At 63.2% G+C, this 26310-nt stretch carries 22 protein-coding genes; 9 read left to right on the forward strand and 13 right to left on the reverse strand.

The genetic code is table 11. The annotated features are described in order from the left end of the window. Positions 1–14 precede the first annotated feature (14 nt). From N5D53_RS19980 to N5D53_RS20015, 8 genes are all read right to left on the reverse strand, one after another. Positions 15–2801, reverse strand: a complete 2787-nt coding sequence (locus N5D53_RS19980; protein ID WP_104960641.1) for a DUF6543 domain-containing protein — start codon at positions 2799–2801, stop codon at positions 15–17. Between the two features lie 67 nt (positions 2802–2868). Next, the gene (locus N5D53_RS19985; protein WP_190869761.1) at positions 2869–3054 is read right to left on the reverse strand and encodes a hypothetical protein; all 186 of its coding nucleotides are present in this window, start codon (positions 3052–3054) and stop codon (positions 2869–2871) included. Continuing rightward, positions 3051–4163 (reverse strand): PepSY-associated TM helix domain-containing protein, encoded by a 1113-nt coding sequence (locus N5D53_RS19990; RefSeq protein ID WP_104960643.1) that lies wholly within the window; start codon positions 4161–4163, stop codon positions 3051–3053. The genes N5D53_RS19985 and N5D53_RS19990 overlap by 4 nt, the downstream gene beginning before the upstream one ends. Before the next feature lie 56 nt (positions 4164–4219). Continuing rightward, positions 4220–6652: a TonB-dependent siderophore receptor gene (locus N5D53_RS19995; RefSeq protein WP_266022143.1), complete on the reverse strand. Its 2433-nt coding sequence runs from the start codon at positions 6650–6652 to the stop codon at positions 4220–4222. A gap of 385 nt (positions 6653–7037) precedes the next feature. Then, entirely contained in the window at positions 7038–7994 is a 957-nt protein-coding gene (locus N5D53_RS20000) for a FecR family protein (RefSeq protein ID WP_104960645.1), read from the reverse strand. Continuing rightward, positions 7991–8509: an RNA polymerase sigma factor gene (locus tag N5D53_RS20005; RefSeq protein WP_010951704.1), complete on the reverse strand. Its 519-nt coding sequence runs from the start codon at positions 8507–8509 to the stop codon at positions 7991–7993. The genes N5D53_RS20000 and N5D53_RS20005 overlap by 4 nt, the downstream gene beginning before the upstream one ends. Before the next feature lie 147 nt (positions 8510–8656). Then, positions 8657–9367 carry a 3'-5' exonuclease gene (locus N5D53_RS20010; protein WP_104960646.1) on the reverse strand — a complete coding sequence of 237 codons (711 nt, stop codon included), beginning with the start codon at positions 9365–9367 and terminating at the stop codon, positions 8657–8659. Then, positions 9364–11301 carry a putative nucleotidyltransferase substrate binding domain-containing protein gene (locus tag N5D53_RS20015; protein WP_190869760.1) on the reverse strand — a complete coding sequence of 646 codons (1938 nt, stop codon included), beginning with the start codon at positions 11299–11301 and terminating at the stop codon, positions 9364–9366. Before N5D53_RS20015 ends, N5D53_RS20010 begins: the two co-directional genes overlap by 4 nt. A 116-nt stretch (positions 11302–11417) precedes the next feature. Between N5D53_RS20015 and N5D53_RS20020 the strand changes: the two genes are divergently transcribed. Then, positions 11418–11963: a response regulator gene (locus N5D53_RS20020; RefSeq protein ID WP_020192755.1), complete on the forward strand. Its 546-nt coding sequence runs from the start codon at positions 11418–11420 to the stop codon at positions 11961–11963. A 44-nt stretch (positions 11964–12007) separates the two neighbouring features. On the opposite strand, the gene N5D53_RS20025 is transcribed toward N5D53_RS20020, so the two are convergent. Beyond that, positions 12008–14185, reverse strand: a complete 2178-nt coding sequence (locus N5D53_RS20025; protein ID WP_190869759.1) for a malate synthase G — start codon at positions 14183–14185, stop codon at positions 12008–12010. Positions 14186–14634: 449 nt separating this feature from the next. Here N5D53_RS20025 and N5D53_RS20030 point away from each other — a divergent pair, with 449 nt between their 5' ends. Beyond that, on the forward strand, positions 14635–15153 hold the full coding sequence (locus tag N5D53_RS20030; RefSeq protein WP_010951709.1) for an ACT domain-containing protein: 519 nt from the start codon (positions 14635–14637) through the stop codon (positions 15151–15153). Between the two features lie 296 nt (positions 15154–15449). Here the strand turns inward: N5D53_RS20030 and rarD are convergent, their stop codons facing one another. The 4 genes from rarD to N5D53_RS20050 all read right to left on the reverse strand — a co-directional run bounded on the left by rarD (position 15450) and on the right by N5D53_RS20050 (position 19080). Continuing rightward, positions 15450–16337 (reverse strand): EamA family transporter RarD, encoded by an 888-nt coding sequence (gene rarD / locus N5D53_RS20035; RefSeq protein WP_010951710.1) that lies wholly within the window; start codon positions 16335–16337, stop codon positions 15450–15452. 64 nt (positions 16338–16401) lie between these two features. Beyond that, positions 16402–17376, reverse strand: a complete 975-nt coding sequence (locus N5D53_RS20040) for a serine/threonine protein kinase (protein WP_004577117.1) — start codon at positions 17374–17376, stop codon at positions 16402–16404. A 158-nt stretch (positions 17377–17534) separates the two neighbouring features. Then, positions 17535–18299: a TOBE domain-containing protein gene (locus N5D53_RS20045; protein ID WP_104960650.1), complete on the reverse strand. Its 765-nt coding sequence runs from the start codon at positions 18297–18299 to the stop codon at positions 17535–17537. Between the two features lie 49 nt (positions 18300–18348). Further along, the gene (locus N5D53_RS20050; protein ID WP_104960651.1) at positions 18349–19080 is read right to left on the reverse strand and encodes a ComF family protein; all 732 of its coding nucleotides are present in this window, start codon (positions 19078–19080) and stop codon (positions 18349–18351) included. An 89-nt stretch (positions 19081–19169) separates the two neighbouring features. Between N5D53_RS20050 and bioB the strand changes: the two genes are divergently transcribed. The 7 genes from bioB (at position 19170) to N5D53_RS20085 (ending at position 26232) form a co-directional block, all read left to right on the forward strand. Beyond that, a complete protein-coding gene (gene bioB, locus N5D53_RS20055; RefSeq protein WP_010951714.1) occupies positions 19170–20228 on the forward strand; it encodes a biotin synthase BioB in 1059 nt (352 codons plus the stop codon). 1 nt (position 20229) lies between these two features. After that, entirely contained in the window at positions 20230–21402 is a 1173-nt protein-coding gene (bioF, locus tag N5D53_RS20060; RefSeq protein ID WP_279840636.1) for an 8-amino-7-oxononanoate synthase, read from the forward strand. Continuing rightward, positions 21395–22126, forward strand: coding sequence for an alpha/beta fold hydrolase (locus N5D53_RS20065; protein WP_003255608.1), 732 nt, complete (start codon positions 21395–21397; stop codon positions 22124–22126). Before bioF ends, N5D53_RS20065 begins: the two co-directional genes overlap by 8 nt. Further along, positions 22119–22937 (forward strand): malonyl-ACP O-methyltransferase BioC, encoded by an 819-nt coding sequence (bioC, locus tag N5D53_RS20070; RefSeq protein ID WP_190869758.1) that lies wholly within the window; start codon positions 22119–22121, stop codon positions 22935–22937. The genes N5D53_RS20065 and bioC overlap by 8 nt, the downstream gene beginning before the upstream one ends. Positions 22938–22947: 10 nt before the next feature. Next, positions 22948–23628 carry a dethiobiotin synthase gene (gene bioD, locus N5D53_RS20075; RefSeq protein WP_003255605.1) on the forward strand — a complete coding sequence of 227 codons (681 nt, stop codon included), beginning with the start codon at positions 22948–22950 and terminating at the stop codon, positions 23626–23628. 212 nt (positions 23629–23840) lie between these two features. After that, positions 23841–24137, forward strand: a complete 297-nt coding sequence (locus N5D53_RS20080) for a pyrroloquinoline quinone biosynthesis protein PqqE (protein WP_104960653.1) — start codon at positions 23841–23843, stop codon at positions 24135–24137. Between the two features lie 289 nt (positions 24138–24426). Then, positions 24427–26232 (forward strand): phenylacyl-CoA dehydrogenase, encoded by a 1806-nt coding sequence (locus tag N5D53_RS20085; protein WP_010951720.1) that lies wholly within the window; start codon positions 24427–24429, stop codon positions 26230–26232. The last annotated feature ends 78 nt before the right edge of the window (positions 26233–26310 follow it).

Here is a 26310-nt window from a genome sequence, read left to right on the forward strand (position 1 = left end):
GCCGGTTCCGGCTGTCAGTGGGCCGGCGGTGGTTGATCTGGCAGTGTCAGCCAGTCACTGCTGCGCCCTGCCTGGCGAACGCGTATCAGCCACTGGCCGTTTTCGTGGCGCAGCACCGCCCACGGCACCACCCCGGCGTTGCTGGCAACGGCAATCTGCAAGTGGTAATGATCCGGTAGCAGGTGGCGGCGCACAGGCAACTGCCCGTCCTCGAGCGCCAGGTACAGCTGATCGTCAGCCTGAAAAAGCCCTTGTTCGATGTTTACCGGCAGGCCGGCCACAGGCGTTTGTAGATAGCAGTCCTGCAGTAATTGCTTCAGGTCGGGCAGCCCGTCGTACCAGAGCACCGGTGAGTCGATGACCCACTGCCCGTCGGCTTTGCGCTTGAGCGGTTGCTGCAGATAGGCATCTGGCTGGTCAGGGTCGATGGCTCGCCAGCGGTAGCCGTCGAAGCTGACCCGGTAATAGCGGTTGTCGTTGTCCTTGACGAAGTACAGCGATTGCCCACCAAACGCCGAGCTTTGCTCGTAGACACCTTCACCGTAGATACCGTCTATGCGATAGCGCAGGCTGCCGCTGCCCGGTTGTACCTGGAGGCGTGCGGGCAGCGGCAGTGGCGGTGGTTTGGGGATCCCGCGCAGGGATCGGCGTAGCACTCTGGAACCCATGAAACTGGTACCCGCATCGTTGAGGTGGCTAAGCGCCTGATAGGCATGCCGCATCACCCCCTCGACATCCTCTTGCTTGAAGGCCTCGGCGCCGTCCCAGATATCGATTGCCATGCGGCCGATCGACAGCACCAGCAGCGCCCGGTTCGGCAGCAGCAGGCTGATGAAGTCCAGCAAGCGCCAGCTCAACGCCATGACCGATTCCGTATTCACTTCCCTGGTCGTCATGCTGTCGGCGTCGGCCTGGGCAATCAGTGCCCGGGCCTCGGCCATGTAGTAGACGAAGAACAGGTCGTTCTGGATCTCGGGTGTCGTCAAATGTGTGCTCATGCGACCCTTCTCCAGCAGCCGCTGCACCGTGGCGGCAGGCAGCAATGGCAGGCGCTGGGCTACGTATGCTCTCAACGTGGGCTGTTGGCGCAATGTGCGAAGCAGTTCGCGGGTCGTGCGAAAACGGCGCCAGGCCCTGCGGTCCGGGGCATCCGGGGTGTACAGTACGCATGCCGGAGACTTGTAGGGGAGGCTGTTGAGCAGAAGCACGCCCTGCAGGGTGTGGCCCATGATGTTCAACTGCCGAACAGTGACCGGGTAGCCTGCTACTGGCGCACGCAAGGCATTGTGTGGTTGGTCCAGCACTGCGCGCACCCAGTTGTAGCCATGTTCGAAAGGGTCTTCGCCAAAGTGTCCGGCGTAGCGCGCCTTCACGGCTTCAGCGTGCATGCGTGCATGGTTGACCTTGCTGTGCGCAGTCAGGCGCCATTTGCCTGCTCTGGAACTGATCAGTTGGGTGTGCAGGTACTTTGCGTAGCTGTCACCCACGTTCAGTTCCCGGACCATGTGCTTGACATACTGCGGCGTGAGCCCGGCGGGCATGGCTTTGCCGTGGGCATGGATCACCCGGGCAGTCAGCCAGTAGTCGGTATCGAACCACGGCAAGTTCTTGAGGGCGATCTCTTCGAGGGTGTTGATTTCCTCGACCATCTCCACCATCTCGTGGCCCACGCGTCGCATGCCTGCATAGGTGACATAGGATGAGAGGGCGAAGGGATGCATGATGGCGCCCGTGCGGCGGGCGCGTACGACCACGATCTTGATCTCGCGAGGATCTGTGTCGTACCCCAGGTCATGGCTCAGGCGCTCGCGAAGGCGTGCGTTGGCCCAGGCCAGCAGGCTATTGCGTTGCTTGAAGTCGTCAAGGCTCAGCACTCCCGGGGCAGCAGCCTGCTCGGCGATTGCCACCAGCGTTTGCATGGCCTGCATCATATGGCTCAGGCCTTGCGCAGATGTATTGCGCAGCCAGTTGGGCAGGTGCTTCTCAAGCAGTTGGGAGTAGCGTGTTTGCAGGATGGGCTTGGCGCCGACTTCGTGCCATAGCGCCAGGGCTTTATGTATTCGGGTGTGCTGGTCGGGTGAGGCGTTGCTCCACAAGCCGGTGTCACTCAAGCGTTGGCGTTGGGCTTCTATCGCACTGTCGATCTGGGCCTCCAGCAGGCTGTCGGCGTACCAGTCATAGCGCAGGCGCTGTGACCGGCGAGCGCGGTCTGCCTGCGCGTCAGAGTACAGCTGCAGCAGCGGTCTGCTCTGGAGGGGGGCTTCCAGGCGTTCGCAAAGCTCCAAATGCAGTGCGGCAAGGGAGTCGAAGGCCTCTATGCCTTGTGACAGGCTGCACAGCAAGGCAGCGCCTGCGGCATCCTGAGGCGTGAGCATAGGGCCTTCGGCGGTACCGGCAACGATGATCAGTGTGCCTGGCAGGTAGCTGCGCCAGTTGGGCCGTAGGCCTTCCAGCAGAACGCGGTAGACCTGTGGCCTTTTGGCCAGGGGCATATGCCTGCGCTGGGAGGGTAGTGGCTGTTGCAGGCAGGCCCATAGTTGATCGGCTGAGCGGTAGCCCAAGGTCTCGTCGCCCAGGCGCAGTTCAACCTCGGCCAGCATCAGCGCTTTGCGCAGTGCCAGCAGCTTTTGTTTGGGGGTTTCACCATGCTCATCGGCCGTGGTCCAGAAGCTGGCCAGTTCGCCGTGCAGCCAGGTGCGTGTGTCGGGGTTAATGGGGTATTGAGGGTCGAGGGTCGGAAGGCCGTCGAGCAGGTCACCGATCTGTCGATCGATCTGTTCCAGTTGTTCGAGGGGGCGCATGAGGCGGTTCCTTGGTTGAGGAAAACCCCATGCTTGGCAATACCTGCGGTTGCGGGGTGGTAGCGGGCTAGCGCCCCCGACGCCAGAACAGCCCGCGCAGGCTCAGCAGGGCCGGCAGGCCCAGGCCAGCCCATGCCAGAACGTCCCAGCCACCGTCGCCGAGCAGTGCGGCGAACAGGCCCAGGAAGCCAAGCAGGGCAATCAACGCTGGCCAGGCGAAGAGGCGTGCCGTGGGTTGCGACTTGTGGCTCATGCGCGTGCGTCCCTGGGGTTACGCTGCTTGCCCCACCACAGGTAGAGGCCGCTGCCGAGCACGATGATTGTCAGCACGTCCAGTAACGCCCAGAGGATCTGCATCGGTCGCCCGCCGTAATCGCCGAAATGCAGTGGCTGCGACAGGCCCATGGCATCCATGTACCAGGGACGGTTGCCGACGGCAGTCACTGCAAGGGTGCGAGCATCGATCAGTACCGGCGTGAACAGGTGGGAACTCAGGTGGGTGGCACCGTTCATGAACACCGCATAGTGGTGCTCGCTGGAGAAACGCGTGCCTGGAAACGCGATGAAATCCGGGCGCATGCCGGGCGCGGCCTGCTCGGCAATTTCCAGCAGGCGAGTGGCTGGGGCGCGCTCGACGAGCGGCGGGGCGTCGCGGTAGGGGGCAACCATCGCAGCCAGGCTGTCGTTGCGCCAGGTCGCGATGACCAGGTCGGACAGGGCACTGATTACCCCGGTCACGCTCACCGTCAATGCCCAGGCCAGGGTGACCACGCCAATCAGGTTGTGCAGGTCGAGCCAGCGCAGGCGGCGGGACTTCTTGTGGCGTACGGTGCCGAATTCCAGGCGGCGCATGAACGGCGCATAGAGCACGGTGCCGGAGACAATCGCGACAATGAACAATACGCCCATGAAGGCCAGCAGCAGCTTGCCCGGCAGGCCTGCGAACATGTCCACATGCAGGCGCAGCATCACCATCATGAATCCACCATTGGCGGCCGGCATGGCCACCGCCTCGCCGGTGCGTGCATCGAGCATGAAGGTGTGCGACAGGTTGGGGTCGGTGCCGGCGGTGGCGGCGGTAATGGCGACCACGCCGTTGGGCTCGCCTTCATCGTAGCCGAAGTACTGCATGACCTCGCCGGGGCGATGTTGTTCGGCCTTGAGCACCAGTTGCTGCAGGTCGAGGTGCGGGGTGCCTGCCGGCATTTCACGCAGTTCAGGGGCGTCGCCTAGCAGGTGTTCGAGTTCGTGGTGGAAGATCAGCGGCAGGCCGGTGACTGCCAGCAACAGCAGGAACAGGGTACAGACCAGGCTGCTCCAGGTGTGGATCAAGGACCAGCGGCGGATGGTGGGGCTCTTCATCACGGTACCGATTGTTGTCGGTTGGAACCCGGGGCCGCAAGGCGGCCCCAGCTCACTCAGAACTTGTAAGTGGCGCTGGCGACGACGCTGCGCTCATCGCCGTAGTAGCAGTAGTACGCGTCACAAGTAGAGAGGTAATCCTTGTTCAGCAGGTTGGTGGCGGTGACCGCGACCGACGCGCCCTTCAGGCTGCCGTTCAGGCGACCCAGGTCGTAATGCACCGACCCATCGAAGACGGTGTAGGCCTTGGCCTTGCCCAGGTAGGTATTGCCTTGGTCGCCGTAGGTATTGCCGGTATAACGCGCGCCCAGGCCGATGCCGAAGCCGTCGAGTACGCCTGAGTGCCAGGTGTAGTCGCCCCAGATGGACGCTTGCTGGTTAGGCATCAGTTGCAGGCGGTTACCTTTGAAATCGCCGTCCTGCACCTCGGACTTGGCCAGGGTGTAGGCGGCAATGACCTTCAGGTTGTCGGTCACATCGGAAACCGCTTCCAGCTCAAGGCCGCGGACTTTCACTTCACCGGTCTGGCTGGTGATGGTCACACCACCGACCGTGTTGGTGACCGAGACGTTTTTCTGAGTCAGGTCGTACACGGCTGCCGACAACAGGGTATTGGACCCCGGCGGCTGATACTTCACGCCCAGCTCCCACTGCTTGCCTTCGGTGGGCTTGAACGACTCCGAGGCCGACACACTGGCATTGCTGGACGGCTGGAACGACTCGGCATAGGACAGGTACGGCACGAAGCCCGAATCGAACACGTAGCTGATGGCTGCGTTGCCGCTGAACTTCTTGTCCCGCTGGGTATTGGTGGCATCGCCCTGGTTGAAGAACTTGGTGCCGGTGTGCACCCAGTCTTCACGACCGCCCAGGGTCAGGCGCCAGTTACCAAGCGCCATCTGGTCCTGCACATACAGGCCGGTCTGACGGGTTTTCTGGTTGTAGTCGTAAAACGCGGTCGAGCGATCCGGGCGAGTGATCGGCAGCCCGTAGACCGGGTTGTTGACGTTGCTGTCCGGCACGTTGAAGTCGAAGATCGACAGGTAGTTGGTGTTGATGCGCTGGTGGTCCAGGCCGATCAACAGCGTGTGGTCGATGTCCCCGGTAGCGAAGTCCGCCTGGAAGTTGTTGTCCACCGCGAACTGGCTGATGTCTTCATCGGTGTTGGTGGACATGCGGCTGACAGTGCCATCGTCCTGCACCGGCGGCGAGCTCTTGTTGTAGCTGCCAGGGGTGATGGTCTGGAACGACAGGTCCGACTTGGTGTAGCGCAGGTTCTGGCGGAATTGCCAGACGTCATTGATGCGGTGTTCGAAGGCGTAACCCAGCGCGTAGTAAGTGCGGTCGTAGAACTCGTAATCCGGGTCACCCAGGTTCTTGTGGTGCGAGATCTTGCCGAACGGCATGTCGATCTTGGTGCCCTGGATGGGCCGGAACTGGCTGGTGGCACCGGTATCGTCACGGGTGAACTGGGTGAGGAAGGTCAGCGTCGTGTCTTCGTCGATGTTCCAGGTCAGGCTTGGGGCAATGTTGTAGCGCTTGTTGTCAATGTGGTCAATTTGCGTGCCACTGTCACGGATAACGCCACTGACGCCATAGAGAAAGCGACCTTCATCGTCGATCTTGCCGGTGCTGGCGAAGTTGATCTGGCGATGGTTGTCGCTGCCGTATTGAAGCTCGATTTCATGAGCGCTTTCCGCTTGCGGGCGGCGGCTGACCATGTCCAGCAGGCCGCCAGGTGGGGTCTGGCCGTAGATCGAAGAGGCCGGGCCGCGCAGCAGGGCGAGGCGGTCGAGGTTCCAGGTTTCGGCTTTCGGGTTGGCGTACACGCCGCGGGGCAGGGGCAGGCCATCGAGGAACTGCGTTGGCTCGAAGCCGCGCACGCGCATCCAGTCATAACGGGTGTCGCTGCCGAAGCTGGCGGAGACGATGCCTGGCATGTAGCGCACTGCATCATCCAGGCTGTGTACACCGCGGTCTTTCATTTGCTCGCGGGTGGCGACAGAGATGGAGCGGGGGACTTCCACAAGTGCCGTGTCAGTCTTGGTGCCAGCAGCGGTGCGCTTGGCCACGTAGCCTTCAACCGGGCCCCAGGCGCTTTCGCTGGCGCTGGGGGCATTCACGGTGGTTTCCGGCAAGGCCAGGGTGCCATCCGGCACGGCCACCAGGCTGTAGCTGCCCGCAGTGCTCTGCTGCAACTGCAGGCCGGTACCGCTCAGGGCGGCTTGCAGGGCGCCCAGGCCGTCGTATTGGCCGCTGACCGGGGCCGAGGTGCGGCCGCTGACCAGTGCCGGGTCGATGGCCAAGGCAATGCCGGCCTGGCTGGCGATCTGGTTGAGGGTGGTGGCCAGTGGCGCGCTGGGCAGGTTGTAGGCGCGCGACGTGGATTGCTCGGCGGCGAACAAGACAGGGCTGGTCAGCGGGGCAGCCAGGCCGATGGCCAGGGCCATCAGGCTGGGGCGCAGGATATGATCAACGGCACGGGACATGCGGCGGTTCCTCGACGGGTAAGTGCTTGCTGCTTCCTTGCCGAGCGAGATCTGAAAAGTGACAGGGTGAATCTGAAAAATATTGAGAATTATTTAAAAGGTATTTTGCCAGCACCGGCCTCTTCGCGGGTGAACCCGCTCCTACGACGACCCTGATGTGTGTCCACCACCGTGGTAGGAGCGGGTTTACCCGCGAATACGGTGGCGGCGGCAACGGTGAACGGCAGGTGGAGATTGGCCAGCAGGCCCGGCCTCTTCGCGGGTGAACCCGCTCCTACGACGACCGCGATGTGTGCCCACCGCCGTGGTAGGAGCGGGTTTACCCGCGAATACGGTGGCGGCGGCAACGCTGAACGGCTAGCGGAGATTGGCCAGCAGGCCCGGCCTATTTGGAAGTGACGTTCACCCACCACTGCGTATGCCGCTCGATCTTCACCGGCAACGCCGGCACCAGCGAGGCCAGCGCCAGGTCGGTGTTGGTCAACGGGAAGCTGCCGGTTACGCGCAGGTCGGCGACCTTGGCATCCACCCCGAGGTAGCCGCTGCGGTACTGGCCCAATGTGGCGAGCAGGTCGCCCAGGCGTACGTTGTCGACCACCAGCATGCCGCGGGTCCAGGCATCGGCACCGGCAGGCACCGTGCCAACCTCGCCGAGGCCATTGGCGTTCATCAACACCTGCTGGCCTTCGCGCAACACCTGTTCGTCGCCGCTGTCATGCGGCATGGCGGCGACCGAGGCTTGCAGCACTTCCAGGCGCGTACCGCCGGCTTCGCGGCGCACCAGGAAGCGCGTGCCCAGTGGCCGCAAGCGACCGTCTTCAGTGCGTACCAGCAGCGGGCGCGGGTCCTGGTGGCCGGTTTCGACCGAGATTTCGCCCTGGTGCAGCACGATCACCCGTTGCGCGCCGGCGTAGTCGATGTCCACGGCGGTGTGGGTGTTCAGGCTCAGCAGTGTGCCGTCTTCCAGGCGCAAGGTGCGCAATTCACCCGTGGCGGTGCGCTGGTCGGCCAACCAGTAGCTGGGTGCCAGCGACGGGGCGCCGACCCATGCCAGCAGCGCGCCGAGCAGAAACGTGCCGGCCAGCCCGCCGCCAACCTTGCCAATGCGTCGCCGCAGGCTGGCGCGCGATTGCAGCAGCGCCTGGCGTGCCGGGCCAGCCGCCGCGCTAACGCGTTGGTCCATGGCGCCGAGCTGGCGCCAGGCACGTGCGTGCTCTTCGCTGGCGGCATGCCAGCGCATGAATTCATTGCGCTCATCAGGCGTGCTGCTGCTGTCGCCGAGGCTGAGTTTCCAGGCAATCGCGGCTTCCAGGACCCGGGACGAAACCGGGACGTTGCTCACGTCGGCTCCCCATACAGGGCTACATAGCACTGGCGCATCCCTTGGGCGATGTACTGGCGCACCCGCGACACCGAAACGCCAAGGCGCTCGGCAATCTCGGCATGGCCCATGCCGTCCAGGCGGCTGTGCAGAAACGCCGCGCGAGCCTTGCTCGACAGCTTGCCGAGCAGGCGGTCGATGGCTTTGAGGTCTTCAAGGATCAGATGCTGCATTTCTGGCGAGGGCTGTTCGGCTTCAGGGATCAGTGCCAGCTCGGCCAGGTAGGCCTGTTCCAGCGCGGCGCGGCGGAAGTGGTCGAACATCAGCCCCTTGGCCACGGCGGCCAGAAACGCGCGGGGTTCGCGGGGTGTGTCCAGTTGCTCACGACCAAGCAGGCGCACGAAGGTGTCCTGGCTCAGGTCTTCAGCACGTTGGCGGCAGGCCATGCTGCGTTGCAGCCAGGCGAGCAGCCAGCCGCGGTGGTCGCGGTACAGCGCACCGACCAGATCGGCGTGTGGGCTCTGTGCAGAAGACAAGCAGCGTCCCCCCGGAACGAATGCATTAACTAACGATAATTATTCGCGATTGTTGCAGAGGGGAGGGGGTGGGTGCAATGGACGCTTATCGGATCGCCATCATGGAAAAGGCTGAAGGGTATGCCTTGGAATATTCAGTGCCTATCCCTACAAACCATGACTCTGCATCTTGCGCCGTCGCCATCCGCGCAACCGTTGCTCCAGCTGCAGCGGGCTGTCCAGCTGCTGGCGCCGGGCCTGGCTGAACAGGATCAGCGCCAGTTCTGCGGTCACCTGGGCATCGGCACTGGCATGATGGCGTTCTTCAACCTGCAAGCCAAACCGTGCAACCCAGTCATCCAGCCCTGCCTCGCGCAGCACGGTGTCGGGGTTGAGCATCGGCGCCAGCTCGGCGATATCGAGGAATGGCGACTGCAAGCGGTAACCCAGGCTCTCTTTCAGCGCACGCGCCAGCATGCGCTGGTCGAATGGCGCGTGAAACGCCAGCACCGGGCTGTTGCCAATGAAATCGAGCAAATCCAGCAGGGCCTCGGCCGGGTCGCAACCGGCAGCCAGGGCGCTGGGGCCCAAACCGTGGATCAGTACGCTGGCGTTGGTCTTCTGCAAAGGCCGGTGCAATGTGCGTTCGAACTGCTGGGCAAAGTCGATGGCACCGTCTTCGATGGCCACCGCCCCGATCGACAGTACCTGATCACGGTTGGGGTTGAGCCCGCTGGTTTCCAGGTCCAGCACCACCCAGCGCTGCTCGCGCAGGGTACATACCCCCAACGGCACGGGCTTGGGCAACCGGGCCAGGCGCTGGCGCTTGGCGTGGTCCAGCTCGGGCGCACTTGGGCGCAGCCAGGCGAACAGGCTCATAGCTGATACCGCAAGGCCAGGCTGCTTTGCAGGCGCTGAGCCTGGCGCAGGGATTCGCGCAGGATGCGCCGGTCCAGGTGGTTGAGGCTGTCCGGGTCGAGCCGGTTGGAGTAAGGCAGGTTGTCGCGTATCTGGCGCTGGTGCTGCTGCATGCGGGTTTGCTGGATGAAGTGGTAGGCCTCTTCATAGGCGGCGCCGTCCAACGGTTCGATCACGCCCTTGGCTACCAGTTGGCGCAGGCGCTCCAGGGTATTGCAGGCAGCTATGCCATTGGCCAGGGCCAGCAAACGGGCACCATCCACGAAGGGCGTCAGGCCCTGGACCTTGAGGTCGAGGGTCGCCGCCTTGTCGTTGCCCTGGCGTGTCAGCACGAACTCGCGCAATCGGCCCACCGGCGGGCGTTGGCGCAGGGCGTTGTCAGCCATCATGCGCTGGAAGATGCGGTTGTCGGCTACCTGTGCCAGCAGGCCCTGGCGCAGCTGCTCGCAGCCTTGCTCGTCGCCCCACACCACCCGCAAGTCGAAGTAGATGCTCGAGCCCAGCAGGTTCTCCGGGCTGGCTTCGCGAACAAACCCGGCAAAGCGTCGCGCCCACTCGCAGCGCGACAGGCACAGCTCGGGGTTGCCGGCCATGACGTTACCCATGCACAGGGTGAAACCGCACTGGGCCAGACACTGGTTGATGTATTGCGCCAGCGGCAGCAGGCGAGCGCGGATCGCGTCGGCCTCGGCGCTGTCGACCGCTTCGAAGAGGATGCCGTTGTCCTGGTCGGTGTGCAGGGTCTGCTCGCGTCGCCCTTCGCTGCCAAAGCACAGCCAGCTGAACGGCACGCCCGGGTCGCCACGTTCGGCCAGGGCCAGTTCGATGACCCGGCACACGGTATGGTCGTTGAGCAAGGTAATGATCTGGGTGATCTGCGTCGACGATGCGCCATGGGCCAGCATGCGTTCCACAAGCTGGCTGATTTCGCCGCGCAGTGAAACCAACGTATCCAGGCGTGGCGCATGGCGTATGGTGCGCGCCAGGTGAACCAGATCGACCCGTTGCAGGGAGAACAGGTCGCGCTCGGAAACCACGCCGCACAGGCGTCCGTTTTCCACCAGGCAGACATGGGCAATATGCCGCTCGGTCATGGCCATGGCGGCATCGAAGGCGCTGGCCTGGGGTGGGAGGTAGAACGGTTTGGCGGTCATGTGCCGGTCGATGGCGGCGCCCAGGTCGGCATCTACTGTCGCCACCACCTGGCGCAGGTCGCGCAAGGTGAAGATACCGATGGGGTAGCGCTGCGGGTCGACCACCACGATGCTGCCTACCTGTTGCTCGTGCATCAGCCGCACGGCTTCGCGCAGGGGGGTATTGGCGCTGCACACCACCGGGTGACGCATGGCCAGTTCACCCAGGGGGGTGTTCAGCGAGTACTGGGTGCCGAGGGTTTCCACAGCGCGCTGGCGTACTTGCTGATTGACCTGATCAAGCAGGCTGCTGACACCGCGCAGGGCAAAATCCCGAAACACATCAGACATCGAGAACACGCGGATGAATGCGGCCTTGTTCAGTTGCAGGCAGAAGGTGTCTTCCCCGGCCAGGTGCTCGGTGCGGGTTGCCCGCTCACCCAGCAGGGCTGCCAGCGGGAAGCACTCGCCGCTGGTGATCTCGAACGTGGTCTCGACGCCTGGTTTGTCCAGGTGCTGGCGCTCGCCAACCACGCGGCCCTGCTTGACGATGTAGAAGTGCTCGACCGGCCCGTCGGCAGGTTTGACGATGCTTTCACCGCAGGCGTAGAAGCGCAGCTGGCACTGCTCGACCAAGAAGGCCAGGTGGCTGTGCTCCATCTGATTGAACGGCGGAAAGCGCTGCAGGAACTGCAATGTGCCTTGGATGTTTTGCAGTACCGCTGTCCTGCCCGCCTGGCTGTAGGCGTCCTTTTTGCTCATGAAACTGACCGTATCGCTATGCCGAACTATATATATCTATATATAGGTACCGGCCATGTTGTTCTCTGCCTCCATGGTCGGCTTGCGGCGGGGTGGTGCCCATTGGACGTAAGTCTATGAGCGCCCTTGTCAAAGACCCGACGAAAGGCGAAACGGGTTACGCGAGTAATGCGGTCCTAATGCTGAAGCGGAATTTTTTTGACGAGATGAGCATGCCTGAGCACACCGACATCCTGAGCGACGCCGAGCGCGAGGCCTTGGCCGTGATAAACCAAAGTGCGCCTGTGGCAGCCAGACCGTTGGTGCTGGTGGTGGATGACAACGCGGTTAACCGGGAGGCGCTGATCCTGTACCTGAAAAGCCGGGGCATTGATGCGGTGGGGGCGGATGGGGCCGAGGAAGCCAGGTTGTACCTGCACTACCAGAAGCGTATCGGCTTGATGATTACCGATTTGCGTATGCAGCCTGAAAGTGGATTGGACTTGATCAGGACGATTCGTGCGTCGGAGCGGGCGGCGTTGTCGATCATTGTGGTGTCGGGCGACACCGATGTGGAAGAGGCAGTGGATGTGATGCACCTGGGGGTGGTGGACTTCCTGCTCAAGCCGGTGGATCTGGGCAAGCTGTTGGAGCTGGTGAACAAAGAACTGAAAATTGGATGATGCGCAGGGGGGCCGTGAAACGGCCCCCCTGGCGCAGATGCTGCTTACAACCCGTTACGCGCCTTGAACTCGCGGCGACGGCGGTGCAGTACCGGCTCGGTATAACCGTTCGGTTGCTTGCCACCTTCCACTACCAGTTCCACAGCCGCCTGGAACGCCACGTTGTCGTCGAAGTTCGGCGCCATTGGGCGGTACAGGGGGTCGCCAGCGTTCTGCTGATCGACCACCACGGCCATGCGCTTGAGGCTTTCCAGCACCTGTTCCTGGCTGACCACGCCGTGGCGCAGCCAGTTGGCCAGCAGCTGGGCAGAGATGCGCAGGGTGGCACGGTCTTCCATCAGGCCGACGTTGTTGATGTCCGGCACCTTCGAGCAACCCACGCCCTGGTCGATCCAGCGCACCACATAGCCGAGAATGCCCTGTGCGTTGTTGTCCAGCTCGTTGCGGATCTCTTCGGCCGACCAGTTGGTGTCGGCAGCCAGCGGAATGGCCAGAATGTCGTCCACCGACGCCGGGGTACGTGAAGCCAGTTCACGCTGGCGCGCCTGTACGTCCACCTTGTGGTAGTGCAGGGCGTGCAGGGTGGCGGCAGTTGGCGACGGTACCCAGGCGGTGTTGGCACCGGCCAGTGGGTGGGCGATCTTCTGCTCGAGCATGGCGGCCATCAGGTCAGGCATGGCCCACATGCCTTTGCCGATCTGCGCACGGCCTTGCAGGCCGGTGGCCAGGCCAACGTCGACGTTGTTGTTTTCGTAGGCGCCGATCCACTTCTCGTTCTTCATGGCACCTTTGCGCACCACGGCGCCGGCTTCCATCGAGGTGTGGATTTCATCGCCAGTGCGGTCAAGGAAGCCGGTGTTGATGAACACCACGCGCTCGGCGGCTGCCTTGATGCAGGACTTGAGGTTGACCGTGGTACGGCGTTCCTCGTCCATGATGCCGACCTTGACGGTGTTGCGCGGCATGCCCAGCAGGTCTTCGACCTGGCTGAAGATCTCGGCGGCGAACGCCACTTCCTCAGGGCCGTGCATCTTCGGCTTGACGATGTACACGCTGCCGCTGCGGGTATTCTTGCGGCTGGTGTTGCCGTTGAGGTTGTGCAGGGCGATCAGGTTGGTGAACAGCCCGTCCTGGATACCTTCGGGGATTTCGTTGCCTTGGGCATCGAGGATCGCCGGGTTGGTCATCAGGTGGCCAACGTTGCGCACGAACAGCAACGAACGACCGTGCAGGGTCACGCTGCCGCCGTTAGGCGCAGCGTACTCGCGGTCCGGGTTCATGGTGCGGGTGAAGGTTTTGCCACCCTTGCTCACGCTTTCGGCCAAGTCGCCTTTCATCAAGCCCAGCCAGTTGCGGTAGACGATGACTTTGTCGTCAGCGTCTACGGCTGCAACCGAGTCTTCGCAGTCCATGATGGTGGTCAGTGCCGACTCCATCAGGATGTCTTTGACGCCAGCGGCGTCGGTGCTGCCGACGGGGGTGCTGGCATCGACCTGGATTTCGAAGTGCAGGCCGTTGTGCTTGAGCAACACGGCAGTCGGCGCGGCGGCGTCGCCGTGGAAGCCGATCAGTTGCGCATCGTCGCGCAGGCCGCTGTTGCTGCCGCCTTTCAGGGCAACAACCAGCTTGCCGCCTTCGATGCGGTAGCCCGTGGAGTCGACGTGCGAGCCGGCAGCCAGTGGCGCGGCTTCGTCGAGGAAGGCGCGGGCGAAGGCGATGACCTTGTCGCCGCGTACCTTGTTGTAACCCTGGCCTTTTTCGGCGCCGCCTTCATCGCTGATGGCGTCGGTGCCGTAAAGGGCGTCGTACAGCGAACCCCAGCGGGCGTTGGCGGCGTTCAGGGCGAAGCGGGCGTTCATCACCGGAACGACCAGTTGTGGGCCGGCCATGTGGGCGATTTCTTCGTCCACTTTCTGGGTGGTGGCCTGGAAATCGTCGGCTTGTGGCAGCAGGTAGCCGATTTCCTGGAGGAATGCTTTGTAGGCTGCGGCGTCGTGGGCCTGGCCTTTGCGTGCCTGGTGCCAGGCGTCGATCTTGGCTTGCAGCTCGTCGCGCTTGGCGAGCAGGGCTTTGTTCTTTGGAGCGAGGTCATTGATGATCTTCTCTGCACCCGCCCAGAACTGCTCGGCGACGATGCCGGTCCCGGGGATGGCTTCGTTGTTCACGAAGTCGTACAGGACCTTGGCGACCTGAAGGCCACCGACTTGAACGTATCCAGTCATTGCTTGCCTCACTCTGCTCAGCTATTTCGCTCTTCTGTATTAAGCCTGTAGCGCTTCTCTAAACACGGCACCAGTGCATGCTCCCGGTTTTGCTCGGGGGCGGCTGGGTGCGGCCTGCCAGACAGGCTGGCGGGCAGTGTGCGTATTTTCACAGGCGCCTTGGCAGACATCCAAACGACGTTTTGTAGTCCGCGCCACGGGATACTACATGAAGCAGTAGGCGGGGCAAAATCAGACTAAAAGCGCCGTTATGCGACCCGTTGGTCGCGTATGGTCACGCTGGGAGTAGGTATGTTCGCAAAAAACAGGTGGATTGTTCCAGATAAATCTTGAAACAGTACACGATTGGCTGTGCAGATTGCCCTGCGGCAGGTTGCCGCGCCTTGCCTATACTGACTCGATCCCCCGATTTTCTGCCGCCCGGCGCGGTCCGACACGAGGAAGGGCTTGTGGATCATCTTGTACTGACTGTAATTGCCCCTGACAAGGCCGGCCAGGTCGAACGTATTGCCCAGTGCATCGCCGACCACAGTGGTAACTGGCTGGAAAGCCGCATGTCGCGTATGGCCGGGCAGTTTGCTGGCATTCTGCGGGTGGCGGTGCCGGCAGAGAATTACGCCGAGCTTGTGGCTTCGCTGCAGGGGCTGGCCAGGTACGACATTCGCGTGCTGATTGCCGAGAGCGGGATCGAGCCGTCGTGCACCTGGAAGCCAATTGCCATGGAGCTGGTGGGCAACGACCGGCCGGGGATCGTGCGGGACATTACCCGCTTGCTGGCTGAGCTGCAGGTAAACGTCGAGCGGTTTTCCACAGAAGTGCGGCCGGCGCCGATGAGCAGTGAGCCGTTGTTCCACGCCGACGCATTGCTGGCGTTGCCGTTGACCTTGCCGCTGGAAGAACTGCAGCAGCGGCTGGAGAGCCTGGCGGATGACTTGATGGTGGAGTTGAAGCTGCGGGCAGAGGATTGATCAGAGATTGCCGGGGCCGCTTTGCGGCCCAATCGCGACACACGGCCGCTTGTGTCTTGATGGGGTGCGAAGCGGCCACCTGCGGTTATCCCGATATCACGGGGAAGGCCCTGTGGATAACCTGGGGGTGTACCTCTCCAGCCCAGGTATCACGTGCCTTGTACTGTTTTGCTCAAAAAATGCCCAATTATCAGCAGCTTGTGCACAAAGCGCGGGGACGAGGGTGTGGATAACCTATGGAGATGTCTCTGCAGGCCAGGCGCTACATGACCTGCAGAGTTTTGATCGTTTTCTGATCAGCTACGTTTGCGCAAGTTCAGCCATGCATCGACGCTGTAAATCGCCAAACCTGCCCAGATGAACATGAAGGCCGCCAGGGTGCTCGACGACAAATGCTCGTCGAACAGCACTACGGCCTGCAACAGCACCAAGGTCGGTGCCAGGTACTGCAGGAAGCCCAGCGTGGTGTACGGCAGGTGCCGTGCGGCGGCGTTGAAGCATACCAGCGGCACCAGCGTCACCGGCCCGGCCGCCATCAGCCACAGCGCCTCGCTGCTGGTATAGAACGCGCCCTGGGCACTCATCGCTGTCGGGTGCAGTAGCAGCCAGCCAAGGGCCAGCGGTACCAGCATCCAGGTTTCCACCACCAGGCCGGGCAGCGCAGCCACCGGTGCCTGCTTACGGATCAGCCCATAGAAGCCGAAGCTCAACGCCAGCACCAGTGACACCCACGGCAGGCTGCCCACTTGCCACACCTGCTGCGCCACACCCACGGCAGCCATGCCCACCGCCAGCCATTGCAGGCGGCGCAGGCGCTCGCCAAGAATCAGCATGCCCAGCAGTACGTTGATCAGCGGGTTGATGTAATAGCCCAGGCTGGCCTCGAGCATACGGCCGTTGTTCACCGACCACACGTAGGTCAGCCAGTTACCGGCGATCAGTGCGCCGCTCAGTGCCAGGATGCCCAGCCGGCGCGGGTTGTTGCGCAGTTCACGCCACCAGCCGGGGTGTTTCCACACCAGTAGCAGCAGCGAGCCGAACAGTGCTGACCAGAGCACCCGGTGGACAATGATCTCCACCGCCGGGACGCTCTGGATTGCCTTGAAGTAGAGGGGGAAAAGGCCCCAGATGATGTAGGCGCTCAAGCCCAGTATGTACCCGCGACGCGGGTTTGCGGCGTGCATGCAGAATCCTTGCTTAGGTTGCTAAATAAAGCGACGCCTATTGTAGACAGAGGCGGGCGTGCTTCTAGAACAATTTCAGCGGTGCTTCATCCAGCGCAGCCATCTGTTCGCGCAAGGCGAGAATCTGGTCGCCCCAGTAGCGTGGCTGGCCAAACCAAGGGAAGCTGGGCGGGAACGCGGGGTCGTCCCAGCGCCTTGCCAGCCAGGCGCTATAGTGCAGCTGGCGCAGGGCGCGCAGGGGCTCGATCAGGGCCAGTTCGCGCGGGTCGAAGTCGTGGAACTCGTTGTAGCCGTCGATCAGCTCGGCCAGTTGCCCCAGGCGCTCCTCGCGGTTGCCGGCCAGCATCATCCACAGGTCTTGCACCGCTGGGCCCATGCGGCAATCGTCGAGGTCGACCACGTGATACACCTCGTCACGGTGCATCAGGTTGCCGGGGTGCAGGTCGCCGTGCAGGCGAATGAGCTGGTGTGGTGTGCGAGCGTAGATGTCCTCCACCCGCTTGAGCAGATCGCGGGCCACGGACTCGAACGCCGGCAGCAGTTCACGTGGGACAAAATTACCCTCCAGCAAGGTGTTCAGCGAGGCGTGGCCAAAGTTGTCCACAGCCAGTGCCTCGCGGTGCTTGAACGGTTTGCTGGCGCCCACGGCATGCAGGCGGCCAAGTAACTGGCCCAGGCGATACAACTGGTCGAGGTTGCCAGGCTCGGGGGCGTGGCCGCCGCGACGGGGGAACAGCGTGAAGCGGAAGCCCTTGTGTTCGAACAAGGTGCGGTCATCGTGCTGCAGGGGCGCAACCACCGGGACTTCACAGTCGGCGAGTTCGGCCGTGAAGGCGTGTTCTTCAAGGATGGCTGCATCGCTCCAGCGGCCTGGGCGGTAGAACTTGGCAATCAGCGGCTGCGCGTCTTCGATGCCCACCTGGTACACGCGGTTCTCGTAGCTGTTCAGCGCCAGCACCCGAGCGTCGCTGAGAAAGCCCAGGCTTTCCACTGCGTCCAGGACCAGGTCGGGGGTGAGGGTGTCGAAGGGGTGGGACATGGTGGCTCCGGAGGGTAAGCGGCGTGGGGACATGGTACCGCTTTATACCGGTGCCGGCCCCTTCGCGGGCGTGCCCGCACATTACGGCCCAGATGCATCGGGTGGTGCGGTCCCTGTGGGAGCGGGCAAGCCCGCGAACCGCGCACCGCGCGGCCAGACTATGCGGGAACCCCGATCAACACATAAGACGGGTGAAACTGCACCCGCACCACACTGCCATCCACGACCTGCTGGGCAGCCAACCAGTGCGCATCAGCCATTGCACACAGGGTCTGCCCGTTGCCTAACGCCAGCCTGACTTCACTGGGCCCATCGACCTCTGCCAGCACTTCCTCCACCTTCGTGCAAAGGCAATTGCTCCCCGCTTCGGCCTCTTCCCCCTCCGCCAACAAGCGCACCCACCCGGCCTTTAGCAGCGCCACCACCATCGTTCCCGGTGTCAGCTCCAGGCGCGCCGTGCTGTCGTGGGTGATCAGTGCATCGATCTCCAGCCCGCCACCCAATGCCAGGCTGACGCGGTCATACCGGCCTTCAGGGCGCAGGCCGCTGACCTGGCCCTGCAACTGGTTGCGCGCACTGGTGCGCAGCATCAGGCGCCCGAGCAGGTCGAGGTCGCCGGATTCTTCGGCGGCTTCAAGGATTTGTGCCTGCAGGGCCTGCAGCCTTTGGTACAGGCGCAACACCCGCTCGCCTTCCGCCGACAAGTGCGCACCGCCACCGCCGCGGCCACCGGTGCTGCGCTTGACCAAGGGCTGGCTGGCCAGGTTGTTGAGCTCGTCAATGGCATCCCAGGCCGCCTTGTAGCTGATACCCGCGGCCTTGGCGGCGCGGGTGATCGAGCCTTGTTCGGCAATGTGCTGCAGCAGCGCGATGCGCTGTGGGCGGCGGGCGATGTGCTGGGTGAGAACGGGGGGTAGGGACATGGGTATTCCGTATACAAGGGTGCTTTACAAATGGGCAGGTCGCGCCTGGTCATACATACCCCGGTTTGGGCGTACGTGCCAGGCAATACACATCCACCCGCCGCGCACCTGCCTTGCGCAGTGCCTGGGCGATAGCCTGCGCAGTGGCACCGGTGGTCAACACATCATCGACGATGGCGACATGCTTGCCTTCCAGTTCGCCCTGTACCGCGAACGCCTGGCGCAAATTGCGCCGCCGTGCCTTGGCGCCCAGATGTTGCTGTGCCGGTGTCTCGCGGGTGCGGGCCAGCAAACGCTCGTTGCAGGTTACCCCGACGTGCGACGACAACCACCGCCCAAGCATCCCCGCCTGGTTGAACCCCCGCTCGCGCAGTCGACGCCTGGCCAAAGGCACAGGCAACAGCAGGTCAGGGCGAGGCAGCCCTTCGGCATAGCGATACTGCAGCCCCTGCCCCAGCAGCTCAGCCATCAGGCGCCCCAAAGGCCATTGGCGATTGTGCTTGAAACGGCTGATCAACGTGTCCACCGGAAAGCCGAAATGCCACAGGGCAATGACCTGGTCGAAGGCCGGCAAGCAGCGGCCACACGGGGCGCAGGTCAAGCCGGCCATGGGCAAGGGCAGGGCGCAATGCCGGCACTGATCACCCAGCCAGGGCAGCGCCTGTTCGCAGGTGATGCACAGCGGGTAATGCTGCTCGGCAGGCTCATCGCATAACAAGCACGTCTGATTAATAAGTGAGCACTTGTAAACCAGTCGCTTCCACTGCAGTTGACAGTTCATAGGCCTTCCATGACTATGCGAGCTATCCGTGATGCGCTGGCGGGCTTTCCTGTCCCGGCGCCAGCTACAGCCTAAACAAGGAAACGCCGATGAGCGCCAGCACAACTGCAACAACACGTCACGATTGGGCCCTGGCCGAGGTCAAGGCGCTGTTCCAGCAACCGTTCAATGACTTGCTGTTCCAGGCGCAGACCGTGCACCGCGCGCATTTCGACCCCAACCGCGTGCAGGTTTCGACCTTGCTGTCGATCAAGACCGGCGCCTGCCCGGAAGATTGCAAATATTGTCCGCAGTCCGGTCACTACAACACCGGGCTGGAGAAACAGAAGCTGATGGAAGTGCAGAAGGTGCTGGAAGAAGCTGCCCGCGCCAAAGCCATCGGTTCTACCCGTTTCTGCATGGGGGCGGCGTGGAAGCACCCGTCGGCCAAAGACATGCCCTACGTGCTGGAGATGGTCAAAGGCGTCAAGGCCATGGGTCTGGAAACCTGCATGACCCTCGGCAAACTCGACCAGGAGCAGACCAAGGCCCTGGCCCAGGCTGGGCTGGACTACTACAACCACAACCTCGACACCTCGCCGGAGTTCTACGGCAGCATCATCACCACGCGTACCTACAGCGAGCGCCTGCAGACCCTGGCCTACGTGCGCGACGCCGGGATGAAAATCTGCTCTGGTGGCATTCTGGGTATGGGTGAATCGCTGGATGACCGCGCCGGCCTGCTGATCCAGCTGGCCAACCTGCCGGAACACCCGGAGTCGGTGCCGATCAACATGCTGGTCAAGGTGGCCGGCACGCCGCTGGCTGAGGAAGAGGACGTCGACCCGTTCGACTTTATCCGTATGCTGGCCGTGGCCCGTATCCTCATGCCCAAGTCTCACGTGCGCCTGTCCGCCGGCCGCGAGCAGATGAACGAGCAGATGCAGGCCCTGGCCTTCATGGCGGGCGCCAACTCGATCTTCTACGGCGAAAAGCTGCTGACCACCGCCAACCCCCAGGCCGACAAGGACATGCAGCTGTTCGCACGCCTGGGCATCAAGCCCGAAGCGCGTGAAGAGCACGCCGACGAAGTGCACCAGGCAGCCATCGAGCAAGCGCTGGTCGAGCAGCGCAGCAGCGAGATGTTCTACGACGCCGCGACAGCCTGATATGGCTTTCGACCTGGCAGCGCGCCTGGCCGAACGGCGCGCCGCAGACCTGTATCGGCAGCGGCCATTGCTGGAAAGCCCGCAAGGGCCGGAAGTGGTGGTCGACGGCCAGCGGTTGCTGGCCTTCTGCAGCAATGACTACCTGGGCCTGGCCAACCACCCCGAGGTGATCGCCGCCTGGCAGGCCGGCGCCGAGCGCTGGGGTGTGGGTGGTGGTGCCTCGCACCTGGTGGTTGGCCACAGCACCCCGCACCATCAGGTTGAAGAGGCACTGGCTGAACTCACCGGCCGCCCGCGCGCCCTGTTGTTCTCCACCGGCTATATGGCCAATCTGGGCGCCATCACCGCGCTGGTGGGGCAGGGCGACACGGTACTGCAAGACCGCCTCAACCATGCCTCGCTGCTGGATGGCGGGCTGCTCAGTGGTGCCCGCTTCAACCGCTACCTGCATAACGACCCGGCCAGCCTGGCCAGCCGCCTGGACAAGGCAGTCGGCAATACCCTGGTGGTGACCGATGGCGTATTCAGCATGGACGGTGACCTGGCCGACCTGCCGGCGCTGGCCGATGTCGCCCGTGCCCGCGGAGCCTGGCTGATGGTTGACGATGCCCATGGCCTGGGCACCTTGGGCGCACAGGGCGGCGGCATCGTCGAGCACTTTGGCCTGGGCGTGGATGACGTACCGGTGCTGATCGGCACGCTCGGCAAGGCTTGCGGCACCGCGGGTGCTTTTGTTGCTGGCAGCGAAGCGCTGATCGAGGCGCTGGTACAGTTCGCCCGCCCCTATATCTACACCACCAGCCAGCCACCGGCGCTGGCCTGCGCCACACTCAAGAGCCTGGAGCAGCTGCGCCGCGAAACCTGGCGTCGTGAGCACCTGGCAGCCTTGATTCGCCAGTTCCGAGAAGGCGCGCAGCAGCTGGGGCTGCAGTTGATGGACAGCCCGACGCCGATCCAGCCCATCGTGATCGGCGACAGTGCGCAGGCGTTGCGCCTGTCACGCCTGCTGCGTGAGCGCGGCTTGCTGGTGACGGCCATCCGCCCACCCACCGTGCCGGCTGGCAGCGCACGCCTGCGGGTAACCCTGAGCGCCGCACACAGCGAGGCGCAGGTGCAGCTATTGTTGAATGCATTGGCCGAGTGTTATCCACAGTTGGAGAACGCCGATGCGTAATCGACTTGTTCTATTGCCCGGCTGGGGCTTGGGAACTGCTGCGCTGGAGCCGCTGGCCGCTAGCCTGCGTGCCCAGGACGCCCGCCTGCAGGTAGAGCTGATGCCCCTGCCAGAACTGGCCCACAGCGATGTGCAGGCCTGGATCGACCATCTGGACCGCAAGCTGCCCAGCAATGTCTGGCTGGGTGGCTGGTCACTGGGTGGCATGTTGGCCAGCGCGCTGGCGCACAAGCGTGGCGACCACTGCTGCGGGCTGCTGACCTTGGCCAGCAACCCCAGCTTCCTGGCCCGGCCAGATTGGCCCCATGGCATGGCCGAAGACACCTTCGGCACCTTCCTCGACGGCTGCCGCAACCATACCCAGGTCACCCTCAAGCGCTTCCGTACCTTGTGCAGCGACGGCGCCCTGCAGCCGCGCACCTTGTTGCGTCAGCTGGGTGTCGGCGTGCCGGATACCGACCCGTTGTACCTGGCCACTGGCCTTGAAGTGCTGGCCAAGCTGGACACCCGTGAAGCCTTGCAGGCCTATGGTGGCCCGCAACTGCACCTGTTCGCCGGCAGCGATGCGCTAGTGCCGGCAGAGGCGGCAAAGGCGTTGAGCGAGCTGTTGCCCGATGTAGAAGTGGGCCTGGTCGAAGACAGTTCCCACGCGTTCCTGCTGGAGTATCCGCAGGAGCTGGCGGCGGGCATCAAGAGTTTTCTGCATGAGAGTGGCGATGACTGACCTTTCCCGTCCGACCCTGCCCGGCGCATTGCCCGACAAGCGCCAGGTGGCGGCCTCGTTCTCCCGCGCCGCGGCCAGTTACGACAGCGTGGCGGCCCTTCAGCGTGCTGTAGGCCTGAGCCTGCTGGAGCAATTGCCGGCAGGCCTGAAGCCGTCTCACTGGCTGGACCTGGGCAGCGGCACCGGCCATTTCAGCCGCATGCTGGCTGAGCGTTTCGCCCAGGCCAGTGGCGTGGCGGTGGATATTGCCGAGGGCATGTTGCTTCATGCCCGTCATGTAAAGGGTGGAGCGCAGTATCACGTGGTTGGCGACGCCGAGCGTCTGCCGCTGCGCGATGCCAGTGTCGACCTGGTGTTTTCCAGCCTGGCGGTGCAGTGGTGCGATCAGTTCGCCAGTGTGCTGGCCGAGGCGCAGCGGGTGCTGCGCCCAGGCGGTGTACTGGCCTTCAGCAGCCTGTGCGTGGGCACTCTCGACGAACTGCGCGCCAGTTGGCAGGCGGTGGATGGCCTGGTGCATGTAAACCGCTTCCGCCGTTTCGAAGACTATCAGCGCCTGTGCGCAGCCAGCGGTTTTGAACAGCTTGAGCTGGAGCGGTGCCCGCATGTGCTGCACTACCCGGATGTGCGCAGCCTGACCCACGAACTGAAGGCGTTGGGGGCGCACAATCTGAACCCTGGGCGACCTTCCGGCCTCACCAGCCGGGCGCGAATGCAGGGCCTGTTGCAGGCCTATGAGGCATTTCGCCAGCCCGCGGGGCTGCCAGCCACCTATCAAGTGGTCTATGGTGTGTTGCGCAAGCCACAGGTGTAAGGGGAGCACGATGAGCCAGGCCTTTTTCATTGCGGGTACCGATACCGATGTCGGCAAGACCACCATCGCTGCCGGCCTGCTGCATGCGGCGCGTTTGCAGGGCATGAGCACGCTGGGTGCCAAGCCGGTGGCCTCGGGCTGCACGATGACGCCGAAAGGCTTGCGCAATAGCGATGCCCTGGCGCTGATCGACGAAAGCACGGTCAAGCTGCCCTATGAGCAGGTCAATCCGTTTGCCTTCGAGCCTGCTATAGCCCCGCATGTGGCGGCGCGCGAGGCAGGGGTGACGCTGGCTGTGCCAGAACTGCTCGCGGCGATGCGCAATGTGCTGCAACAAAATGCCGACTTCACCTTGATAGAGGGGGCCGGCGGCTGGCGCGTACCGCTGTCGGGCCTGGAGAACCTGTCCGACCTTGCCGTTGCCCTGCGGTTGCCGGTGATTCTGGTGGTAGGCGTGCGCTTGGGTTGCATCAGCCATGCCTTGCTCAGCGCCGAAGCGATCGAGCGTGATGGGCTGCAGTTGGCGGGTTGGGTGGCAAACATCATCGAGCCGCGCACCTCACGCCTGGAAGAGAACCTGGCCAGCCTTGCAGAGCGCCTGCCAGCGCCTTGCCTGGGGCGGGTGCCCAAGCTCAAGCAGGCCAGTGCCGACATGGTGGCGGAGCATCTGCAGCTGGATCTGCTGGATTAGTGTGTTGCAGGCCCGGCCTCTTCGCGGGTAAACCCGCTCCTACGAGGGAACGCATACCGTTGTGGGCGCGGGTTTAACCGCGAAGCGGCCAGAACAGGAATACCCAAGGCCTATCAACTGGCATTGAGCCATTAGGGATTTAAACGGGCCTTTTTGCCCCCAGCCTGTTTTAATTGGGGCTGTTCGTCATCCAGCGTCAATGGAGTCCTGACATGGAAATCACCGGTAGCTCCGCCTACTACGCGGGCCTGAGCGCAATCCAGACCGGCCAGAACCGCGTCGATCAGGCCGCCAGCCAGATCGCCAACACCACTGCCGAACGTACCGCCACTAGCCAGTCCAGCGATTTTCAGGCAGAACGCCTGCGCGCGGTCGACCGCAGCCAGCAGATGGACATGGCCACCAGTGTCGTGCAACAGGCGGTGGGCAAGACCGAAGTCGAACTCGGCGCAAAGGTCGCCAAGGCATCCGACGAAATGCTTGGCCGGATCATCGACACCTACGCCTGAACACTTGCGTCATCCCCTATTTCAGCGCCTGCCCTTGTAGGAGCGGGCTTGCCCGCGAATGCGTCCGATCAGACAACAATTTTGTCTGGTCGGGCCTCTTCGCGGGCAAGCCCGCTCCTTACAAGGGTTTGTGCCATGGCATGACTGATTTGCCATTTTTCGTGGCGTAAATGGCACCATAGTCCATCCTTGACAGAAAGCTGAGCTAAACGTAAGTTTCAAACAACTGTTTGATCGGCTTCCGCCAAGCGCGGGTCACCCCACAGAACTCACCTAGAGGTTCATCGCAATGCCTGACTACAAAGCCCCCTTGCGTGATATCCGCTTCGTTCGCGACGAGCTGCTTGGCTATGAGGCGCACTATCAGAGCCTGCCGGGCTGCCAGGACGCCACGCCCGACATGGTCGACGCGATCCTTGAAGAAGGCGCGAAGTTCTGTGAGCAGGTGTTGTCGCCGCTGAACCGCGTGGGTGACCAGGAAGGCTGCACCTGGAGCGAATCGGGGGTGAAAACCCCAACCGGCTTCAAGGAAGCCTACCAGCAGTTCGTCGAAGGCGGCTGGCCGAGCCTGGCACATGACGTCGAGCATGGCGGCCAAGGCCTGCCAGAGTCGCTGGGCCTGGCCCTGAGCGAAATGGTCGGTGGCTCGAACTGGTCGTGGGGTATGTACCCAGGCCTGTCGCATGGCGCGATGAACACTATTTCTGCGCATGGCACTGCCGAGCAGCAGCACACCTACCTGACCAAGCTGGTGTCCGGCGAGTGGACCGGCACCATGTGCCTGACCGAACCGCACTGCGGCACCGACCTGGGCATGCTGCGCACCAAGGCCGAGCCACAGGCCGACGGCAGCTACAAAGTGTCGGGCACCAAGATCTTCATTTCGGCCGGTGAGCACGACATGGCCGACAACATCGTCCATATCGTCCTGGCCCGCCTGCCGGACGCACCGGCCGGTACCAAGGGGATTTCGCTGTTCATCGTGCCGAAGTTCCTGCCCAACGCCGAGGGCGGCGTGGGCGAGCGCAACGGCGTGAGCTGCGGCTCGATCGAACACAAGATGGGCATCCACGGTAACGCTACCTGCGTCATGAACTTCGATGCTGCCACCGGCTACCTGATCGGCCCAGCCAACAAAGGCCTGAACTGCATGTTCACCTTCATGAACACTGCTCGTCTGGGTACCGCGCTGCAAGGCCTGGCCCACGCCGAGGTGGCGTTCCAGGGTGGCCTGAAGTACGCCCGTGAGCGCCTGCAGATGCGTTCCCTGACCGGCCCGAAAGCACCGGACAAGGCCGCTGACCCGATCATCGTCCACCCGGACGTGCGTCGCATGCTGCTGACCATGAAGGCCTTCGCCGAAGGCAACCGCGCGATGGTGTACTTCACTGCCAAGCAGGTGGACATCGTCAAGTACAGCCAGGACGAAGAAGAGCGCAAGAAGGCTGACGCCCTGCTGGCGTTCCTGACCCCGATCGCCAAGGCATTCATGACCGAAGTCGGTTTCGAAGCCGCCAACCACGGCGTACAGATCTACGGTGGCCATGGCTTCATCGCCGAATGGGGCATGGAGCAGAATGTGCGCGACAGCCGTATCTCCATGCTGTACGAAGGCACTACCGGTATTCAGGCCCTCGACCTGCTCGGTCGCAAAGTGCTGATGACTCAGGGCGAAGCACTGAAGGGCTTCACCAAGATCGTGCACAAGTTCTGCCAGGCGCAGGAAGGTAACGAAGCGGTCAAGGAGTTCGTCGAACCGCTGGCGGCCATCAACAAGGAGTGGGGCGAGCTGACCATGAAAGTGGGCATGGCTGCCATGAAGGACCGTGAAGAAGTGGGTGCGGCTTCGGTCGATTACCTGATGTACTCCGGCTATGCCTGCCTGGCCTACTTCTGGGCCGACATCGCCCGCCTGGCCGCCGAGAAACTGGCAGCCGGTACCAGCGAGGAGGCGTTCTACACCGCCAAGCTGCAGACTGCCCGCTTCTACTTCCAGCGCATCCTGCCACGTACCCGTACCCATGTGGCGACCATGCTGTCGGGCGCCAACAACCTGATGGCGATGGACGAAGAGCACTTCGGCCTGTCGTACTGATACTGGCGCTGTAGCCAAAACCCGCCTGCCCTGACCGGCAGGCGGGTTTTTTGTCTTCAGGTTCAGCGTGGTCCCTCG

The sequence above is a fragment of the Pseudomonas sp. GD03862 genome, assembly GCF_029840855.1.
Taxonomy (GTDB): Bacteria; Pseudomonadota; Gammaproteobacteria; order Pseudomonadales; family Pseudomonadaceae; genus Aquipseudomonas; species Aquipseudomonas alloputida.

Coding starts and splice junctions, on each gene's coding strand:
- N5D53_RS19980 (WP_104960641.1), bottom strand. CDS start 2,801: ATGCGCCCCCTCGAACAACTGGAACAGATCGATCGACAGATCGGTGAC.
- N5D53_RS19985 (WP_190869761.1), bottom strand. CDS start 3,054: ATGAGCCACAAGTCGCAACCCACGGCACGCCTCTTCGCCTGGCCAGCG.
- N5D53_RS19990 (WP_104960643.1), bottom strand. CDS start 4,163: ATGAAGAGCCCCACCATCCGCCGCTGGTCCTTGATCCACACCTGGAGC.
- N5D53_RS19995 (WP_266022143.1), bottom strand. CDS start 6,652: ATGTCCCGTGCCGTTGATCATATCCTGCGCCCCAGCCTGATGGCCCTG.
- N5D53_RS20010 (WP_104960646.1), bottom strand. CDS start 9,367: ATGAGCCTGTTCGCCTGGCTGCGCCCAAGTGCGCCCGAGCTGGACCAC.
- N5D53_RS20015 (WP_190869760.1), bottom strand. CDS start 11,301: ATGAGCAAAAAGGACGCCTACAGCCAGGCGGGCAGGACAGCGGTACTG.
- N5D53_RS20020 (WP_020192755.1), top strand. CDS start 11,418: ATGAGCGCCCTTGTCAAAGACCCGACGAAAGGCGAAACGGGTTACGCG.
- N5D53_RS20025 (WP_190869759.1), bottom strand. CDS start 14,185: ATGACTGGATACGTTCAAGTCGGTGGCCTTCAGGTCGCCAAGGTCCTG.
- rarD (WP_010951710.1), bottom strand. CDS start 16,337: ATGCACGCCGCAAACCCGCGTCGCGGGTACATACTGGGCTTGAGCGCC.
- N5D53_RS20040 (WP_004577117.1), bottom strand. CDS start 17,376: ATGTCCCACCCCTTCGACACCCTCACCCCCGACCTGGTCCTGGACGCA.
- N5D53_RS20045 (WP_104960650.1), bottom strand. CDS start 18,299: ATGTCCCTACCCCCCGTTCTCACCCAGCACATCGCCCGCCGCCCACAG.
- N5D53_RS20050 (WP_104960651.1), bottom strand. CDS start 19,080: ATGAACTGTCAACTGCAGTGGAAGCGACTGGTTTACAAGTGCTCACTT.
- bioB (WP_010951714.1), top strand. CDS start 19,170: ATGAGCGCCAGCACAACTGCAACAACACGTCACGATTGGGCCCTGGCC.
- bioF (WP_279840636.1), top strand. CDS start 20,230: ATGGCTTTCGACCTGGCAGCGCGCCTGGCCGAACGGCGCGCCGCAGAC.
- N5D53_RS20065 (WP_003255608.1), top strand. CDS start 21,395: ATGCGTAATCGACTTGTTCTATTGCCCGGCTGGGGCTTGGGAACTGCT.
- bioC (WP_190869758.1), top strand. CDS start 22,119: ATGACTGACCTTTCCCGTCCGACCCTGCCCGGCGCATTGCCCGACAAG.
- bioD (WP_003255605.1), top strand. CDS start 22,948: ATGAGCCAGGCCTTTTTCATTGCGGGTACCGATACCGATGTCGGCAAG.
- N5D53_RS20080 (WP_104960653.1), top strand. CDS start 23,841: ATGGAAATCACCGGTAGCTCCGCCTACTACGCGGGCCTGAGCGCAATC.
- N5D53_RS20085 (WP_010951720.1), top strand. CDS start 24,427: ATGCCTGACTACAAAGCCCCCTTGCGTGATATCCGCTTCGTTCGCGAC.